The sequence below is a fragment of the Luedemannella flava genome, assembly GCF_039528515.1.
GTDB classification, from domain to species: domain Bacteria; phylum Actinomycetota; class Actinomycetes; order Mycobacteriales; family Micromonosporaceae; genus Luedemannella; species Luedemannella flava.
In genome coordinates this window covers 1-16,824 of record NZ_BAAALT010000141.1, presented here as the reverse complement: position 1 = coordinate 16,824, position 16,824 = coordinate 1, and the positions used below count along the sequence as shown (strand labels likewise).

20 protein-coding genes and 1 tRNA gene are annotated in these 16,824 nt (G+C 70.9%); 11 read left to right on the top strand and 10 right to left on the bottom strand.

Annotated elements, in window-relative coordinates; translation table 11 throughout:
- The first annotated feature begins 5 nt into the window (after positions 1-5).
- The gene (locus ABD211_RS21160; RefSeq protein ID WP_344134602.1) at positions 6-635 is read left to right on the top strand and encodes a DJ-1/PfpI family protein; all 630 of its coding nucleotides are present in this window, start codon (positions 6-8) and stop codon (positions 633-635) included.
- Between the two features lie 47 nt (positions 636-682).
- On the opposite strand, the gene ABD211_RS21155 is transcribed toward ABD211_RS21160, so the two are convergent.
- On the bottom strand, positions 683-1,015 hold the full coding sequence (locus ABD211_RS21155; protein ID WP_344134599.1) for a hypothetical protein: 333 nt from the start codon (positions 1,013-1,015) through the stop codon (positions 683-685).
- 141 nt (positions 1,016-1,156) lie between these two features.
- On the opposite strand from ABD211_RS21155, the gene ABD211_RS21150 reads away from it, so the two are divergent.
- Positions 1,157-1,414, top strand: a complete 258-nt coding sequence (locus ABD211_RS21150; protein ID WP_344134596.1) for a type II toxin-antitoxin system Phd/YefM family antitoxin — start codon at positions 1,157-1,159, stop codon at positions 1,412-1,414.
- Positions 1,399-1,797, top strand: coding sequence for a type II toxin-antitoxin system VapC family toxin (locus ABD211_RS21145; protein ID WP_344134593.1), 399 nt, complete (start codon positions 1,399-1,401; stop codon positions 1,795-1,797). The genes ABD211_RS21150 and ABD211_RS21145 overlap by 16 nt, the downstream gene beginning before the upstream one ends.
- Here ABD211_RS21145 and ABD211_RS21140 read toward each other — a convergent pair whose 3' ends face one another.
- From ABD211_RS21140 to ABD211_RS21130, 3 genes are all read right to left on the bottom strand, one after another.
- The gene (locus ABD211_RS21140) at positions 1,798-3,672 is read right to left on the bottom strand and encodes a glycoside hydrolase family 15 protein (RefSeq protein ID WP_344134590.1); all 1,875 of its coding nucleotides are present in this window, start codon (positions 3,670-3,672) and stop codon (positions 1,798-1,800) included.
- A 141-nt stretch (positions 3,673-3,813) separates the two neighbouring features.
- The gene (locus tag ABD211_RS21135; RefSeq protein WP_344134587.1) at positions 3,814-4,398 is read right to left on the bottom strand and encodes a hypothetical protein; all 585 of its coding nucleotides are present in this window, start codon (positions 4,396-4,398) and stop codon (positions 3,814-3,816) included.
- A gap of 45 nt (positions 4,399-4,443) precedes the next feature.
- A complete protein-coding gene (locus ABD211_RS21130; RefSeq protein WP_344134584.1) occupies positions 4,444-6,066 on the bottom strand; it encodes a hypothetical protein in 1,623 nt (540 codons plus the stop codon).
- 184 nt (positions 6,067-6,250) lie between these two features.
- Here ABD211_RS21130 and ABD211_RS21125 point away from each other — a divergent pair.
- Positions 6,251-6,322 (top strand) — tRNA-Lys (locus ABD211_RS21125).
- Between the two features lie 58 nt (positions 6,323-6,380).
- Here the strand turns inward: ABD211_RS21125 and ABD211_RS21120 are convergent.
- The gene (locus tag ABD211_RS21120; protein ID WP_344134581.1) at positions 6,381-6,833 is read right to left on the bottom strand and encodes a hypothetical protein; all 453 of its coding nucleotides are present in this window, start codon (positions 6,831-6,833) and stop codon (positions 6,381-6,383) included.
- Between the two features lie 125 nt (positions 6,834-6,958).
- Between ABD211_RS21120 and ABD211_RS21115 the strand changes: the two genes are divergently transcribed.
- The 4 genes from ABD211_RS21115 to ABD211_RS21100 all read left to right on the top strand — a co-directional run bounded on the left by ABD211_RS21115 (position 6,959) and on the right by ABD211_RS21100 (position 10,629).
- A complete protein-coding gene (locus ABD211_RS21115; RefSeq protein ID WP_344134578.1) occupies positions 6,959-7,954 on the top strand; it encodes a glycosyltransferase family 9 protein in 996 nt (331 codons plus the stop codon).
- On the top strand, positions 7,954-8,709 hold the full coding sequence (locus ABD211_RS21110; RefSeq protein ID WP_344134575.1) for a DUF72 domain-containing protein: 756 nt from the start codon (positions 7,954-7,956) through the stop codon (positions 8,707-8,709). Before ABD211_RS21115 ends, ABD211_RS21110 begins: the two co-directional genes overlap by 1 nt.
- Before the next feature lie 64 nt (positions 8,710-8,773).
- The gene (locus tag ABD211_RS21105) at positions 8,774-9,283 is read left to right on the top strand and encodes a DUF4383 domain-containing protein (RefSeq protein ID WP_344134572.1); all 510 of its coding nucleotides are present in this window, start codon (positions 8,774-8,776) and stop codon (positions 9,281-9,283) included.
- 173 nt (positions 9,284-9,456) lie between these two features.
- Entirely contained in the window at positions 9,457-10,629 is a 1,173-nt protein-coding gene (locus ABD211_RS21100) for a SigB/SigF/SigG family RNA polymerase sigma factor (protein ID WP_344134569.1), read from the top strand.
- On the opposite strand, the gene ABD211_RS21095 is transcribed toward ABD211_RS21100, so the two are convergent.
- From ABD211_RS21095 to ABD211_RS21085, 3 genes are all read right to left on the bottom strand, one after another.
- Positions 10,613-11,056, bottom strand: coding sequence for an ATP-binding protein (locus ABD211_RS21095; RefSeq protein ID WP_344134566.1), 444 nt, complete (start codon positions 11,054-11,056; stop codon positions 10,613-10,615). The two genes, ABD211_RS21100 and ABD211_RS21095, sit on opposite strands and share 17 nt — an antisense overlap.
- A gap of 103 nt (positions 11,057-11,159) precedes the next feature.
- Positions 11,160-12,386 carry a TolB-like translocation protein gene (locus tag ABD211_RS21090; protein WP_344134564.1) on the bottom strand — a complete coding sequence of 409 codons (1,227 nt, stop codon included), beginning with the start codon at positions 12,384-12,386 and terminating at the stop codon, positions 11,160-11,162.
- A complete protein-coding gene (locus tag ABD211_RS21085; RefSeq protein WP_344134561.1) occupies positions 12,383-12,901 on the bottom strand; it encodes a SigE family RNA polymerase sigma factor in 519 nt (172 codons plus the stop codon). The genes ABD211_RS21090 and ABD211_RS21085 overlap by 4 nt, the downstream gene beginning before the upstream one ends.
- Before the next feature lie 66 nt (positions 12,902-12,967).
- Between ABD211_RS21085 and ABD211_RS21080 the strand changes: the two genes are divergently transcribed.
- From ABD211_RS21080 to ABD211_RS21070, 3 genes are all read left to right on the top strand, one after another.
- Positions 12,968-13,138 carry a dienelactone hydrolase family protein gene (locus ABD211_RS21080; protein WP_344134694.1) on the top strand — a complete coding sequence of 57 codons (171 nt, stop codon included), beginning with the start codon at positions 12,968-12,970 and terminating at the stop codon, positions 13,136-13,138.
- Between the two features lie 12 nt (positions 13,139-13,150).
- On the top strand, positions 13,151-13,342 hold the full coding sequence (locus tag ABD211_RS21075; protein ID WP_344134691.1) for a DUF6295 family protein: 192 nt from the start codon (positions 13,151-13,153) through the stop codon (positions 13,340-13,342).
- 238 nt (positions 13,343-13,580) lie between these two features.
- Entirely contained in the window at positions 13,581-14,600 is a 1,020-nt protein-coding gene (locus ABD211_RS21070) for a phosphotransferase family protein (RefSeq protein ID WP_344134558.1), read from the top strand.
- On the opposite strand, the gene ABD211_RS21065 is transcribed toward ABD211_RS21070, so the two are convergent.
- A complete protein-coding gene (locus tag ABD211_RS21065) occupies positions 14,595-15,257 on the bottom strand; it encodes a response regulator (RefSeq protein ID WP_344134555.1) in 663 nt (220 codons plus the stop codon). The genes ABD211_RS21070 and ABD211_RS21065 overlap by 6 nt on opposite strands.
- Positions 15,227-16,561 (bottom strand): sensor histidine kinase, encoded by a 1,335-nt coding sequence (locus tag ABD211_RS21060; protein ID WP_425560479.1) that lies wholly within the window; start codon positions 16,559-16,561, stop codon positions 15,227-15,229. The genes ABD211_RS21065 and ABD211_RS21060 overlap by 31 nt, the downstream gene beginning before the upstream one ends.
- Between the last annotated feature and the right edge of the window lie 263 nt (positions 16,562-16,824).

Below are 16,824 nucleotides of genomic sequence, written 5' to 3'. Positions count from 1 at the left end.
CCTTTGTGGACATCGCGATCCTGCTCTACGACAAGCTGACCGCCCTGGACGCCGTCGGGCCGTATGAGGTGCTCAGCCGGATGCCCGGCGCGACGGTGCGGTTCGTCGCCCGCGAGGCGGGGCCGATCCGGGCCGACGCGGGCCTGGGGCTGCACGCCGACCTGGCGTTCGCCGACCTGCCGCACCCCGACATCGTCCTGGTGCCCGGCAGCAGCGACCCGACCGGCGCGCTGTCCGACCCCGCCACGCTCGACTGGGTGCGGACGGCGCACGCGACCGCGACCTGGACGTTGTCGGTGTGCAGCGGGTCGCTCATCCTCGCGGCGGCCGGGGTCCTCGCCGGGCGCCGGGCGACCAGCCACTGGGCCTGCATGGAGCTGCTGGGGGCCATGGGCGCCACGCCGGTCGAGGAGCGCGTCGTGACGGACGGGAACGTCGTCACCGCGGCCGGGGTCAGCGCCGGCATCGACCTCGCGCTGCGGTTCGTGGCCAGGCTGCACGGCGACGACACCGCCCGCGCGGCGCAACTCGCCATCGAGTACGACCCGGACCCGCCGTTCGACGTGCCGTCCTACCCGGCGGACGAGCCGCTGCGGCAGGCGGCCGTCGCGCTCATCGGCGGCGCGGCCGCCTGAACGCGCGAGGGGGGTCCCGCGCCGGACCCCCCTCGCGGTTAACGATCTCAGGCGGAGGCGACGGGAGCGCTCGGCTGCGCCGACTCCTCGTCCTTGCCGCGGGCGCCGACGATGATGCGCACGATGCCGGCGATGGCCAGCACGCCGCCGATGCCGGTCAGCGCGTAGCCGCCGAGCTTCTGGTTCTTGAGCGTCTCCTCGGTGGTGCTCTCACCGGTCTCGACGCCGGCGCGCGAGGTCACACAGACGTCACCGGCCTGCATGACCTCGCCACCACAGGTCGCCTTGTCCTGGTTGAGCAGGTAGACACCCGCGCCGACCATGATGAGACCGAGAATCAGCATGCCGAACTTGTTCTTGGCGATGCCCCAGATGAACATGTGGGTTCCCCCCGAATCAGCAGGAATGAAGCCCACGCAGGCTAGTGGCGCTGTTAACACTGCGGCCATCGTCTATTCAGCTGATCTCCAGGAAACACGGAGCACCAGCCGGTGATCTGATAATCAGATAGAATGGCGGCTGTGCGAACCATCTCGGCTACCGAAGCCTCGCGACGGTTCTCCGACCTTCTCGACGCCATCGAGCGGGGTGAGTCCGTCACAGTGACGCGCGGCAACCGGCCGATCGCCGAGATCCGCCCGGCGCGCCAACGCACCGGCCGCGACCTGCGCGCCGCACTGGCCGAGATCGCCCCTCCGGATGAGCAGTTCGAGGCGACCATCGCTGACGCCCTCACGCACGTCACCGACGACCAGGCGGATCCGTGGGCCGGCGCCTGATCCTCGACACGAACATTCTCATCGCCTACGAACGCGGCACCATCGACCGCGGCGCGCTCGACAACGACGAACTCGCGGTGTCGGCAGTGTCGATCGCGGAATACCGGGTCGGCATCGAACTGGCCGACTCGGCACAACGCGCGGCGGACCGGGCCCGCGCGCTCGCCGCGATCGTTTCTGCGGTCGAGGTGCTTGAGTACACAGAGGCGACGGCCGCACACCACGCCCGCCTCATCGCGCATGTCCGCAGGGCCGGCACGCCTCGCGGCGCGCATGACCTGATCATCGCGGCGCACGCGTCGGAGTCGGGTCGCATCGTTCTCAGCCGGGACGCCGCAGCCCGGTTCGGTGACCTTCCGGGTGTCGCGGCCGCGCAACCCTGATCACGCGCGGACACCCGCGCCCTCGTCGAGGACCGGGCCGACCCAGCCCGCGCCGTTGTCGAGCTGGAAGTCCAGGTTCATCGCCGCGCTGATCAGCGCCAGGTGGCTGAACGCCTGCGGGAAGTTGCCGATCTGCTCGCCGGTCGGCGCGATCTCCTCGGAGTACAGGCCGAGGTGGTTGCTGTAGGTCAGCATCTTCTCGAAGGTGAGCCGGGCGTCGTCGAGGCGCCCCGAGCGGGCCAGCGCGTCCACGTACCAGAACGAACAGATCGTGAACGTGCCCTCCGAGCCGCGCAGCCCGTCCGGCGACGCCACCGGGTCGTACCGGTAGACGAGGCTGTCCGACACCAGTTCGCCGTCCATCGCGCGCAGCGTCGACTGCCACAGCGGGTCGTTCGGCGCGATGAACCCCACCAACGGCATGTACAACAACGACGCGTCGAGTACGTCCGTGTCGTAGTGCTGGACGAACGCCTCCCGCTCCGGATGGAACCCGCGCGCCATGACCTGCTCGTACACGGCGTCGCGGGCGCCCGTCCAGCGGGTCAGGTCCGCCGGCCGGCCCCGGCCCCGCGCCAGCCGGATCGCCCGGTCGAACGCCACCCAGCTCATCAGGCGGCCGTACGTGAAGTCCTGCCGGCCGCCGCGGGTCTCCCAGATGCCGTCGTCGGGCCGGTCCCAGTTGTCGACGAGCCAGTCCATGAGCGTCCGGATGTTCGACCAGGCGTCGTGCGACATGCGCAACTGGTGGCTGTCGGCCAGGTACACCGAGTCGAGCGCCTCGCCGTAGATGTCCAGTTGAAGCTGGCCGGCCGCGCCGTTGCCGATGCGGACAGGCCGTGAGCCGCGGTAGCCGTCAAGGTGGTCGAGGGTCTCCTCGGCCAGGTCCGGCGACCCGTCGATCCGGTACATGATCTGCAGCGGGCCGGACCCGCCGGCCGCGTCGCGGACCCGGTCGTTGAGCCAGCGCAGGAAGGCCTCCGCCTCGTCGGTGAAACCCAGACCCAGGAGGGCGTACACCGAGAACGACGCGTCGCGGACCCAGGTGAACCGGTAGTCCCAGTTGCGCTCACCGCCGATCTGCTCCGGCAGGCCCGCGGTCGGCGCGGCCACCAGCGCGCCCGTCGGGGCGTACGTCATGAGCTTGAGGGTCATCGCGGCGCGCTCGACCATCTCCCGCCACCGGCCCCGGTACCGCGACCGGCCGATCCACGCCCGCCAGAAGTCGCGGGTCTCGGAGAACAGGCGCAGCAGCTCGTCCGGCGCGACGGCCCGGGCCGGCCCCGACGTGTTGGTCTCCAGGAGCACACCCCCGACATCGCCGGCGTTCAGGGTGGCGCGGGCGCGTAGGCCGTACTCGGTGCGTTGAAGGTCTTCGGGGCGGATCAGGCGACGGTCGACGCGGCAGGGGCTCACGGTCAGCGTCATCGTCGGGGAGCGGAACGTCGCGCCATCCTCGTTCAGGTCGATCTCGGCGCGGTCGCGGCCGTAGTTGAAGCGCGGCTCGCATTCCAGCCGGAAGCGCATCTGGCCACGCACGACCCGCACCATGCGGACCAGGCGGTGGCGGTCGGTGGCCCGCTCGCCGGCGATGGGCATGAAGTCGACGACCTCACCGACGCCGTCCGTACTCATGAACCTGGTGATCAGGATGGGCGTGCCGGGCAGGTAGAGCTGCTTGGTCACGTAGTCGACGCCCTCGGGCGCGATCCGGAACGCACCGCCGGCCTGTTGGTCGAGCAGCGCGGCGAAGATGCTCGGCGAGTCGAACCGCGGCGCGCAGAACCAGTCGATGGTCCCATCGGTCGCGACGAGCGCGGCGGTCTGCAGATCACCGATCAGCCCATGATCGCCAATAGCCGGATAAGAGTTCATTGGCCACCCCCGTCAGCGCCTGGTGTGCCCTAAGGATCACCCCTCAACGGCCGGACTGTGGCGGGAATGCGCCCCTATGGGGCCCCCAGGGGGCACTTCCCGCCGCACTACGCGCTGGCTGCGGCTGCACCCCGGCGGCGGCTACCTGGTGTGGAAGCCCGCTGGTGGCGTGAGCGACGCCGCGAACTTCAGCAACCACCTGGCAGGTTGATACGGAAAGCCATCCGACGTCGAAACATCAGTGTCAACTAAGGAGTTGATAGCCGAGAGTTTTGGCTTTCCGTCCGTCACCGCAACGAAGTTCCAGGAATCACCCTTCCGGAACAGGCAGGGGCGAAGGCCAACGGCGGACCTGCCCTCGTCGACCCTGACGATCGTGTAGTCCGGGTGCGAGGAGTTCATAACGTCGAGCAGCGTGCAGTTCAGCTCGACATAAAAGGGTTCGCCATCGTGAAAGTGGGCCGACGCAGCGTCTGCGGGGCCGCCGTTCTCCAGGACGACGATGGTTACGTACGGGTCGTCAACCACTACGTCCTGGAAAGTCACCTTCAATACGTTTTTCGCAATACCGCTGAACGATTTGGAGGGCATCAACGAGGCGCTGGTGTAGGTGAGGAACAGCCGCCTTCGGCGCGTTCCCCATCTCCGGGCGGCCAGGACGCCAACGACGATCGCGACAACCCCTACAGCGACACCGACTGCGCTCAGCTTCTGGTCTGCGGTCATAAGACGAGTCTGGTGCACAAGACCAAACGACGGCTTGCGGCCGGGTCAGCCGTTGCGGACGGCGACCGTGCACAGCGTGACGCCCTGGATGGCCTCGGTGTGGATCACCCGGTACTCCGGGCCGGGCATGTTGGGCCAGTTCTTGACGACGAAGTCCGGCGTGTCGGAGCTGGTGAAGTTGTTTTCCGGCAGCCCCCATACGGCGGCCTGGACCGCGTCCACGCTCGGTTGTGGGTTGTCGGAGTATTCCTTGTGGTGGGCGATCAGCCACTCGAGCGCCGGGCTCTCGCACGCGAGCCAGTAGTCCGTCTCGAAGTCCTCGTGCGCGCCGAGGTAGCCGCCGACGACGGGGCTGAAGTACATGTACTGGTACGGATGCAGGCGCACGGCCGACACGACGACCTCGGCCTGGCTGGCCACCAGCACGACGGCGGCGGCGATGAAGGCGGCCCGCCGGCCGTGGCGGTGCAGCGCCCGCATGGTCCGCACCGCGGCGTACGCCGCGAGCAGGACGAGGAACGCGGCGACGTACAGGGTGTGCCGGAACCCGTTCAGCATGGTCGGGCGGGTGATGACGATGGTGGCGATGGTGATCACGGGCAGCGCCGCGATGACGAGCAGGCGCGCGTCCACCCGACGCCGCAGGAGGTCGGCGACGATGAACCCGAGGCCGAGGACGCACAGCACGATGGTCGGCAGCGGTGAGCCGATCACCAACCACACCGGCAGGTAGTGCCACGGCAGTTCGGTCGCCCCGTCGAGGCCCTGGCCCATGTACAGGACGTCGCCGGTCCAGTCGTAATGCGACATGACCTGGTACGCGTCGAACAGGCCGTGCACCGGGTTCAGGAACAGGTACGGCCAGGTGGCCAGCATCGTCACGTAGGCCACGGCGCAGACCACGAACGCGGCGACGGCCTGCCGCCACAGGGCCGCGACCCAGGTCCGGTCGGCGCGCGCGGCGCGGCCGTTGCGGATCCACCAACCGAGCCAGACGGCGCCCAGGACGGGGAACCAGATGACGCCGGCGATGCGCAGCGAGGTGGCCAGCCCGACGGCGACACCGACGAGGGCCCAGTCGAACAGGCGCCAGCCGAGGCGACCGTTCCACCGTCGCATTCCGCGCAGGACGGTCCAGGCGGCGAAGGCCATGAGCGCCACCAGCGGCACGTCCTTGGAGTTGGTGAAGCCGGCGCCGCTGTAGCGGGGATACAGCGCCATGCCGACGGCGGCGGCCAGGGCGCCCCAGCGGCCGGCGATCTCGGCGCCGCAGGCGGCCACGGCGGCGACGCCGAGGACCATGATCACGCCGCCGAGGACCGACCTCGTGTACCAGTGCGACTGCGACCCGAACGCGTGCTGGAAGGCGGCGATGAGCGTCTCCCACCACACGCCGTGCTCCTGCATGTACCATTCCGCGGGGAAATTCTGGAACGACAGGTCGGCGCCGCCCGTGCGGTACCACTGATAGACGCTCTCGCCGTAGGAGTCCTGCAAGGGCTCGTCGAACGTGCGGCCGTAGTCCCCGGCCCGGGTCGCCACGAAGCCGATCAGCGCGGCGAACAGCGCGCCGAGGGCGACCAGCGGGAGCAGTGACCACCGTGGTCGCGGCGCGGCGTCCTGGACCGGTTCGGACGTGGCCGCCGTGGCGACGCCGCTGGCGGTCACCCGCGCCGTCCACGGCTCGCGGCCGCCGCCAACAGACAGGCAGACATCGGCCGTGCTGGATGAGGGATCACGGGCAGATGCTAGCTGAAACAGGTTCCCGGTGGAGGGGCGCTGTATCCGCGCGCCAACAAACCACATGATGATCAAGGACGGCAGTCCGGTAACCTGTCAAGGCACGCAGTTGGGGCCGCTAGCTCAATGGTAGAGCTGTGGACTTTTAATCCATAGGTTCGGGGTTCGAGCCCCCGGCGGCCCACAGTTCTGACCTGCGGAAACGCGACCAAGGCATCGAGTGTGCCGACTATCTGATCCCGTTACTGCCGGACAGGCGCGAACGCCGCAGCCCGCGAACACCGGAAACCGGCCGAACGTACGTTCCGCCGCCACGCGTCCTCGGCCGCGGCCGCGGCGAACTCCAGTGCCCTGGCCAGGGCGGCGAGCCGGTCGTCGAGGTCGGGCCACAGCTGGTGCGGCCGGCCGGGCTCAGGTGACGGCGACAACGCGTACCGGCGGGCGACGTAGTCGACCGTCGCCCGCAGCGCGCCGTGGACGGCGAGGTCCACGTCGTGGCGGTTGTCGCACCACTCGTAGTTGCGTTGGCAGCGCAGCAGTTCCTGCGCGTAGGGGTCCTTGAGCCGCTCGGCGCCGTGGGCGCCGTGCTCCGGCCGGGTCGCCGCCTCGGTGACGTCCGCGGCGAACAGCAGCCCGGCCGCGTACTCGGTGTCGAAACGGAATCCCGCCAACATCGCCTCCCGCTGAAGTGTCACGCCCATAGTGCCCGCACAACGCTTCACCCGGCGCGGGCGGTGACACGCCGACGGGAGGGTTGGCCGGGCGCGCGGGCGGGTAAGAAGCGCACGGGAAAAGGCCTGTTCAGCTGGGGGACACCGATATGGAGCGCACTGGGGCGATCGTGGCGTTGCGGGCGTCGGGGCTCGGGGATCTGCTGACCGCTGTACCGGCGCTGCGCGCCCTGCGGCGGGCGCGGCCCGACGCGGAGCTGACGCTCGCCGCGCCGGCCGGGCTGGCGCCGCTGGTGGAGCGGTTGCGCATCACGTTGGACACGCCGGCGGGCGGCCACCACGCGGCGGGCCGACACACCGACAGACGACCCGCGGACCACGCCGTGGTGGATCACGTTGTCGACGTGTCGGTCAAGGCGCCGCCGGAGCGCCTGCGGTGGCTCGGGCCCGAGGTCGACGTCGCGGTGAACCTGCACGGCAAGGGCCCCGGCTCGACCCGGCTGCTGCACGGCCTGGCACCCGGCCACCTGTGGGCGTACGGGATGCCCGACGCGCCGCCGTGGGACCCCTACGAGCATGAGGTGGCCCGGTGGCGACGCCTCGTCGAGGCGTACGGGTGCCCGACCCGGGGCGACGACCTGTACCTCGGGTCGCCGGGTCACCGGGACGGGCCGGTGCTCATCCATCCGGGCGCGTCGAACCCGGCCCGGCGGTGGCCGGCCGACCGGTTCGCGACCGTAGCCCGGGGTGTCGCGGAGCAGGGGCTGGACGTCCGGATCACAGCCGGCCCCGGCGAGGAGGGCCTCGCCGGCGACGTGGCGGTCCAGGCGGGGCTCGGGCCGGACGCCGTGCTGAAGGACATCGACCTCAGCGAACTGGCCGACGCCGTCCGCGCGAGCCGGCTCGTCATCTGCGGCGACACGGGCATCGCGCACCTGGCCACCGCGTACCGGACGCCGTCGGTGGTGCTGTTCGGGCCGCTGTCGCCGTCGCACGGGGGTCCGCCGCCCGGCGGGCTGCACCGCGTGCTGTGGTGCCCGCTGCCCGGTGACAGCCACAAGCACACCGACGGGCCGCACCCGGCGCTGCTGCGCCTCGACGCCGAGGACGTGCTCGCCGCCGCGGCGGACCTGCTCAGGACCTGATGATCTACATCGGCACCTCGGGTTGGCAGTACCGGTCCTGGCGGGGGCGGTTCTATCCGGAGAAGGTGCCGGTGCGGCTGTGGCTCGATCACTACGCGGCGCGGTTCGCGACCGTCGAGGTGAACAACGCGTTCTACCGGCTACCGGACCGGCGGGTGTTCGCCGCGTGGCGCGACCACACGCCCGCGGACCTGGTCGTGGCGGTGAAGATGAGCCGGTACCTGACGCACATCAAGCGGCTGCGCGATCCGGCCGAACCCGTCGCCCGGTTCTTCGACCACGCCACCGCGCTCGGCCCGAAGCTGGGACCCGTGCTGCTGCAACTGCCGCCGAACCTCAGGGCCGACCCGGAGGCGCTGAACGAGGTGCTCCGACGGTGCCCACGGGATGCCCGCATAGCCGTCGAGCCGCGCCACCGGTCCTGGTTCACCCCCGAGGTCGAGGCGGTGCTGCGCGCGCACAACGCCGCGCTGTGCTGGGCCGACCGCCGCGGCCGGCCGGTCACACCCCTGTGGCGCACCACCGCTTTCGGGTACCTGCGGATGCACGAGGGCAGGGCGTCACCCGCGCCCCGCTACGGCCGGACGGCCCTCGCGTCGTGGCTCACCCGGGTCACGGACGCGTTCGACCCCGGGGAGGACGTGTTCGTGTACTTCAACAACGACCACAACGCGGCCGCGATCGCGGACGCCGTCGCGCTCGCCGCGCTCGCCCGCCGGCGCGACCTGCCCGTCGCCCGGGTGCCCGCGGAATAGGCGCAGGACGTCCATATTGGACGTAGACTGGTTGGACGCCCGTCCGGATGGGTAGAGGGACGACATGTCGCACCTACCGGTGAACCACCCGATGCGCCCGCTGTACCGGCTCCTCGCCGCGCTGTGCGGGCTGTACGTGCTGACGTTCGGCGCGCTCGCGCTGGCCCGGACCGCCGACCTGGCCCTGTTCGCCCAGGATGACCTGCCCTGGGTGCTCGGGCTGAAGGCCAACCGCGCGTTCGCGCTGCTGTCCATCGTCGCGGGCATCGTCATCGTCATCGGCGCGCTGGTCGGCCGCAACGTGGACCGCTACGTCAACCTCACCGGCTCGGTCGCCTTCATCGGCGCCGGGATCGTCATGATGACGCTGCTGCGTACCGACCTCAACGTGCTCGGCTTCACCATGGCGACGTGCGTCATGTCGTTCATCATCGGCCTCCTGCTCGGCCTCGCCGGCCTGTACGGGCAGGTGGGCACACGCGAGCAGGAACGCCGCGAAGAGGCCTTCCGGCACGGTGAGGGCAGCGACCCGGAGACGCATCCCCTTGGGGCGGAGAACGTCCCGCGTTCCTGAACACGACACCGGGTTCACTTCGGCACGTAACCTGCCGAGGCGCCTCTGACCTGCGGTGTTACCACTACCGGCGGCCTAGACTGAGGCTTACGGATCAAGCTTTGCCGGACGCGGTACGCGTTTAGCGCACCCACTCGTGGGGGAGGCTGTGCGGGGGCGGAGGAGGCAGACGGATGAACCGACCGATGCTGCATACGCACCTCGTTGACGGTGTTCAGCTCGTCGTCGCCGAGGGTGACCTCGACCTGTCCGCGTCCTCCGCGGTGCGGCGCACGCTGCGTCGGGGCGTGGACACCGCTCCCGGCGGGGTGGTGTTCGACCTCGCCGATGTGAGCCTCATCGACGCGGCCATCGTGGGCGTCCTCGCCGGCGCCCTGAGCCACGCCGAGGAGGTCGGCAGCCGCCTGCGCGTCGTCGGCGCCGAGGGCACCGTCCTGGACGTACTCGAGATTGTGAGTCTGGCCAAGAAGCTCGGGGCGTACGCGCCCCGCGACAGTGCCCCACCGCGGCCCGCGCGGCCGTGCTGCACGATGCACGCGCGCAGCCCGCACGAGGTGGTCCACGACGTCATCGCGGCCGGACAGGACTCGCTCGCCATGACGAACGAGATGATCGGGCAGCTGCTCATCGAGGCAGCCGCGCTGCCGGTCAACGATCCGCGGCGCGGGCCGCTGCGCGAGCAGGCGGTGGAGCTCGCGCTGCCCGCCGCGCACCAGATGGCGGCCCGCTACCGCAACCGGGGCGAGAACGAGGACGACCTGCGCCAGGTCGCCGCGTTGGGGCTGCTCAAGGCCATCGACGGGTGGGATCCCGAGCGTGGGCACGGGTTCAGCGACTACGCGATCCCGACCGTGCTGGGCGAGCTGCGCCGGCACTTTCGCGACCGGGGCTGGGCCATGCGGGTGCCGCGCCGGCTCAAGGACGTGCTGCTGGAGACCCGCCGGGTCAACGACCAGCTCACCCAGGAGCTCGGCCGCTCGCCCGACCCGGCCGACCTGGCGACCAGTCTCGGACTGCCGACCGAGGCCGTCGAGGCGGCGCTGGACGCCGCGGAGAGCTACCGGCCACGGTCGCTGTCGGTGCCCGTCGGCGACGGGTCGGCGGAGCTCGCCGACCTGATGGGCGCGCTGGATCCCGGCTACGAGCAGGTGGACAACCTGAACTCGATCACCGATGTGATCGCCGCGCTGCCCGAGCGGACGCGACGGATCCTCGCGCTGCGCTTCACCCAGGACCTCTCCCAGGCCCAGATCGCGGCCGAGGTGGGCCTGTCGCAGATGCACGTCTCGCGGATCCTGAACCAGACCATCGCGACCCTGCGGGACGCGATCATGGCGCAGGACTGACCGGCGGCTCCGCCGGTTGCCGCAGCAGCGCCCAGGTCGTCTTCCCGTCGATCGTCGGGAAGCATCCCCAGGCGGACGCGTACGCGTCCACGAGGATCAGGCCGCGACCGCCCGCGCTGGTCGGCGTCAGCGGGCCGAGCAACCGCGCCGGACGATCATCCCCGTCCCGTACGGCCAGGTAGAGCGTCGCGCCCGAACGCCGCAACACCAGCTCGTACGGGGTCCGCGCGTGCCGGACGGCGTTGCCCGCCAGCTCCGTCACGATCACCTGAACGCGCTGGGTCACGTCCGGGGGAATCTCCCATCGTCCGCAGACCGCGGTGGCCGCGGTCCTGGCCCGCGGCACCGACTCCGCGACCGGCGCGAACGTTTCGGTGACCCGCTCACCGTTCACGATGCCCCGACAGATCAGTCGCGACGCCACCACAACCACGCCCCTTTGGCGGGAAGCTCCGCCCGCCGCGCATCTGACCCTGTGGTCCTACCCAGCCAGCGCCGGACGTAACGCGGTGGACGCCGGACGGGACACCTCACTTCGGCGCCGGGTTCAGCGGTGACATGTCCGTGACCAGCGTCAGGTGCGCCGTCGCGGGGTCAAAGAGTTCCCAGGCCCGCAGGCGCCCCCCGGAGGTGTCGAGAGGAGCCGTCGAGGAACGGGAGAGCAGCAGGCCCTGCGGGAGCACCCGGAGCAGACGCCGGTCCTCCCGGACATCCCCCTGCACGACCGGCGCCGGAAGCGCGATGCGCTCGCGGACGCGCCGACCGGCGAGGTCGATGACCAGCACGTCGCCGTACTCCGCATAGGGGTCCAGCAGTTCGTTGTTCATCACCAGCTGCAGATAGAACACGCCGTCCCCGTCGAACTGGACGCCGTAGCTCGACATGGCGAAGATCCAGGCCGCAGCCATCCGGGATCGTTCGTCGGCGGTCGTCATGCCCGACAGGTCCACGCTCGCCTCCCGGACGCGCCCGCCCGTGCGCCGGTCGATCACCATGACGCGCAGGGTTGTGTCGAGGTCGACCGAGGTCAGCGCGATGTCGCCGGTTGCGGTGACCCCCATGAGCTGCCAGCCCATGAACGAGCGCAGATCCACGGAGGCGGGCGCGCTGTCGAGGTGCCGGGTGTCCACCACCGCGACCCGCCCGGGCCCCTCCTCGTTCGGCTTCTTCCGCTCGATCGCCAGGTAACGCCCATCCGGCGACCAGAAGCGGTCGTTTCCGGAGATTCTGACCGAAGTGCCGGCGTTCAGGTCCCGCAGGATCACTTCGCCCCACGGCGGCTCGGTTCCCAGGCTCCCGACCAGCCAACGCCCGTCCGGGGACAGTTCGTAGCGGTGCGTGGGCTCGCCGCCGACCGGGCCCAGCCGGTACTGACTGCCGTCAACGGCCACCAGGTACTGGATGTAGCCGGTCCGTTCCTCGGGCTTGCTGTAGTACCAGTACAGGCGCACCGCCGGGCCTACGGCGGTCTTCGGCAGTTCGGGCGCCTGGGGCTGCGGAAGGATCCGCGCCGGGAGGTTCAGGCCCTCGGGAGTCGGCGACGGGGTCGGGGTCACCGTGGGCTGGTTGATCGCGACGGGCCTGGGCAGGGCGTAGACGATCCCGCCGAGGGCGAGGACGGCCAGGGCCGCGGCGACCACGGCGAACCGGCGGGTGACCCGGCGCCGGCGCGCGGCGGAGAGCGCGACGTCGCGCACCTCGTACACGCGGGCTTCCTCGGCGTACTCGCGGAGAAGTTCCTTCAACTGTTCGGTCATGCCCGCACCTCCTGCGGCTCACGCACGAGATCGGCCAACTCGGGCGCGACCGCGCGGATACGGGCCAGCGCCTGATGGGTCTGGGACTTCACGGTGCCGAGCGAACAGCCGAGCGCCTCGGCGGTCGCGGCCTCGCTCAGGTCCTCGTAGAAGCGCAGCACGAGCACGGCGCGCTGCTTGGGGGTCAACCGGGCCATCGCGCGGCCCACCAGGACCCGGCGCACGACCGCCTGCGACAGGTCGCCGGGGTCCGGCTCGTCGTCGACCACGTCGACGGGGCGCTCGTGGTAACGCCGGCGACGGCGCCACGACGTCAGCTCGTTCACCATGATCCGGCGCGCGTACGCGTCGGGCGCGCCGTCGCGCAGCCGCCTCCAGTGCGTCGCGACCCGCGACAGGGCCACCTGCAGCAGGTCCTGTGCCAGGTGATGGTCCCCGGTCAGCAGGTACGCGGTGCGTGACAGCGCAGCGCGGCGGGCCACGACGAACTCGTCGAAACCGTCGTACGGATCCACGGGCACCCCCCTTCGACACTGGTAACGCGCTGACCCGGCCCGGAAGTTGGTGCCGAATCATGAAAGCTGGGCTGCCCGCTGATGGGGCTGTTCGGCGCCGAGGACCGCTTCCCCTCGACGGAGCAGACAGCGGTCCTGGAGAAGGAGCTCACCCGGCTGGGCAGGACCTTCGAGTTCCACACGTACGACGACGCGGGGCACGCGTTCTTCGACCGCCACCTGGGGAGCGCCGCCTGATGTTGCACCTACCTGACCGTGGGGTTCGACGCGTCCGGCGCCGGCAAGGGCGCGGGCGGCTGGTTGGACGTGACGGCCGGGCAGGTCTACGTCGACCACCCGGTGCACGCCCGCAGCCGCGCGGCCTTGGCCGCCGCACCGCCCGGGCTCGCCAGCGCGACGCCTCCGTCCCCGATCGAGGCCTTACGTCACTACGCAACGTAACATGCCCAACCGGCCACCCCACACCACGCTCCCACTTTGCTCTGCTTCCCCATAGGAATCAGTTACCCATTGTGAGCATGGTTGCGCACGCGCGATTCGACCTGCGCTGGTCAGGCACCGTTTCCTATAAGGAAGCAGAGCAAAGTCGGTGTGAGAGTGTCGCACTTGCCCATACGGCCATCACGCTCAGCAACGTCACGCACCGCAATCCCACAAACTGATCGTCTAAGGTGGCGCGATGGCCGCTCCAAGCCCCACTCAGCGCGCGTTGACCCCACGTGACGTCGAGGCGCTTGTCGCCTGGTCGTTCGGGGAAGGGGTGCGGGTCGTCGGTTGCGGTCCGCTGTCCGGCGGCGGGTTCGCGGCCGTCTGGTGGGTACGCCTCGACGACGGGCGGACCGTGGTCCTCAAGACATCCCCGCCCGCGCACGCGCGTCTGCTGCGCTACGAGCGTGACCTGCTCGACGTCGAGGTGGGTTACTTCCGCCTGGTCGCGGAACGGGCGCCGCACCTGCCGGTCCCCCGCGTCCTCGCGCACGGCCACGACCCGGCACTGCTCGACGGCGGCTGGCTGTTCCTGTCGCTGCTGCCCGGCGACTCGCTGGCCACCCTCGCGGAGGCGACCGGGCGCCCCGGCCACGAGGCGCACGACGACCACGCGACCGTCCGCGAGGAGTTCGGCGCGATGATCGCCGGGCTGCACCGGATCACGGGCGATCATTTCGGGTACGACGGCGCGCGCCGCGCCGCCGCGACCTGGCCGGAGGCGTTCGCCGGGATCATCGAGGACCTGCTCGCCGACGCGGTCGACTGGGACATCACGCTGCCCGTGCCGGCCGACGACGTCCGGGCGACCGTGCGCCGCCACGCCGACGCCCTGGCGACGGTGGCGCGGCCCGCGCTGGTGCAGTTCGACAACTGGAACGGCAACGTGCTCGCCGCGCCCGACGCCGACGGGGTGCTCCGGCTCACCGGCATGGTGGACGGCGAGCGCTACCTCTGGGGTGACCCGCTCGTGGATCTGGTCTCCCCGGTCATGTTCCGGAGGATCGAGGACGCGCCCGACGACGCCTACCTGCGCGGGTACGGCCCGGTGGTGTTCGACGAGAGCGCCCGACGCCGGCTCGGCCTCTACCGGATGCACCTCTACCTGCTGATGAACGTGGAGATGCCCAGCCGTGGCGTGTTCCGGGAGGACGACCCCGGGCGCTACGAGTTCTTCGCGACCATGCTGCGCCAGCAGGTCGCGGAGCTATGAGCGCAGGTAGGTGAGCACGGCCAGGACGCGGCGGTGCTGCTCGTCGTCGCGGGGCAGGTCGAACTTCGTGAAGATGTTGGTCACGTGCTTCTCGACCGCGCCCTCGGTGACCACCAGCTCGCGGGCGATCGCCGTGTTGGACCGGCCCTGCGCCATGAGGGCGAGCACCTCGCGCTCGCGGGCCGTCAGCACGGCGAGCGGGTCCCGGTCGCGCCGGCGCACGAACAGCTGCGACACCACCTCCTGGTCGAGCACGGTGGCGCCGCCGGCCACCCGGTGCAGCGCGTCGAGGAAGTCGGCGACGTCGGCGACCCGGTCCTTGAGCAGGTAGCCGATGGCGCCCGCGCGGTCCGCCAGCAGGTCGTCGGCGTAGGACAGCTCGACGTACTGGGACAGCACCACGATCGGGCAGCCGGGGCGCCGCGACCGGGCCTCGACGGCGGCGCGCAGGCCCTCGTCGGTGAAACTGGGCGGCATCCGCACATCCACGATGGACACATCAGGCGCGTGGGCGACGACCGCCGCCACCAGGGCGGGACCGTCGCCCACGACCTCGACGACGTCGTGACCGTTCTCGGTCAGCAGCCGGACGAGGCCCTCCCGCAGGAGGACCGCGTCATCGGCGATCACGATTCGGAGACCCCGTTCGGCAGGCACGGAACAACAGCGTAGATGGTCGTCGGGCCGCCGGTGGGGCTGACCACACTGAGCTCGCCGCCGGCCGAGTGGACCCGGTCGACCAGGCCGGCCAGGCCACTGCCCTTCGCCGGGTGGGCGCCGCCCACGCCGTCGTCGGTGACCGTGATCTCCATCTGGTCGCCGACCACGGTGAGCACGACCCGGCAGCCGTTCGCGTGGCTGTGCTTGGCGACGTTCGTGAGCGACTCGGCGATCACGAAGTACGCGGTCTGCTCGGTGGCCGGATCGAGGCGCGGCAGGTCCGGGACGGCCAGGGCGACCGGCACCGTGCAGCGGCCGGCCAGGGCCGTGACGGCGGCCGTCAGGCCGCGGTCGGTGAGGATCGGCGGGGCGATGCCGCGGCCCAGGGCGCGCAGCTCGTCGAGCGCCTCGCGGGTCTGGTCGAGCGCCTCGGCCATCGTGCGGCGGGCCGCGTCCGGGTCGGTGTCGAGCTGCTGCTGGGCGCGGCCCAGGTCCACGGCGAGTCGGACCAACCGCTGCTGGGGGCCGTCGTGGATGTCACGCTCCAGCCGGCGCAGCGCCGTGGCCTCGGCGGACACGGCCGCCGCCTTCTGCGCCCGGGCCGTGGTCGACACCTCGGTCAGCTCGTCGACCTGCGCCCGCAGCCGGGCCACGCTGTTGAGCATCCCGTGCGCCAGGCCGCTCTCCATGAGCGTCACCAGCCGCAGGATGAACGGCAGCGTGATGGCGAAGAACACGCCCACACCGAGGTAGAACACCAGCTCCGTGCGGTAGGCGTCGCCCAGTCCGAGCAGCTCCGGCAGGGTCACGTTGTCGGGGTTGTCGCGCGGGATCGCCCACAACCACAGCGGGTTGGTCAGCCCGGCGAGCGCCACCGTCCACCAGGTGACCGTGACGACGAAGCTGAGGATGGCGAACGGGAACCGCAGGATGGCGTGGGTCAGGTCGAGCCACGACTGCACGTCCGCGAACGGCGTGAGCAGCCGGCGCCACGTCCCGGCGCCCGGCCGGGCCTTCTTGTAGATGCCGGGGATCATGGCGTGGTTGAGCACCTGGGCGATGCGCATCCGCTCCAGCTGGGCGAATCCGCGGGCGACGTAGAGCGTGCCGGCCAGGATCGGCAGGCCGACCCAGATCACGAGCGTGCCGAGGCCGACGGAGAACCCGGTGATGACCAGCACGAACGCCGCGATCGCGATGGGGAACCCCGCGATGGCGTACGCCGTGTCGACGCCCAGGGTGCGCATGAACCCTCGGCGGGGCGGGTCCGCCACGGGCGCGGCGGGTGGGGGAACAGTCATCGTCGTCATGTCCTCGACGGTATGGATTCGAAGCGGCGACACCCATCCTGCCGGCTGGCCTCTTAATGGTGGGGTTATCCCCAGACCGCCGCGGCTGACGTTGACAGAGCCCGATACCTACCCCTACCGTCGACCGACGGGGGAAAACGCTTTCCGATGACGTTGCCGCGCAGGCCGTCGCGGCACCGTGGGGGCGCGTCACGCGGGCGGTGTCACGGCGGCCGCACCTGGGCGCCGCGGGCACCGGCGCTCGGGTCGGCCCG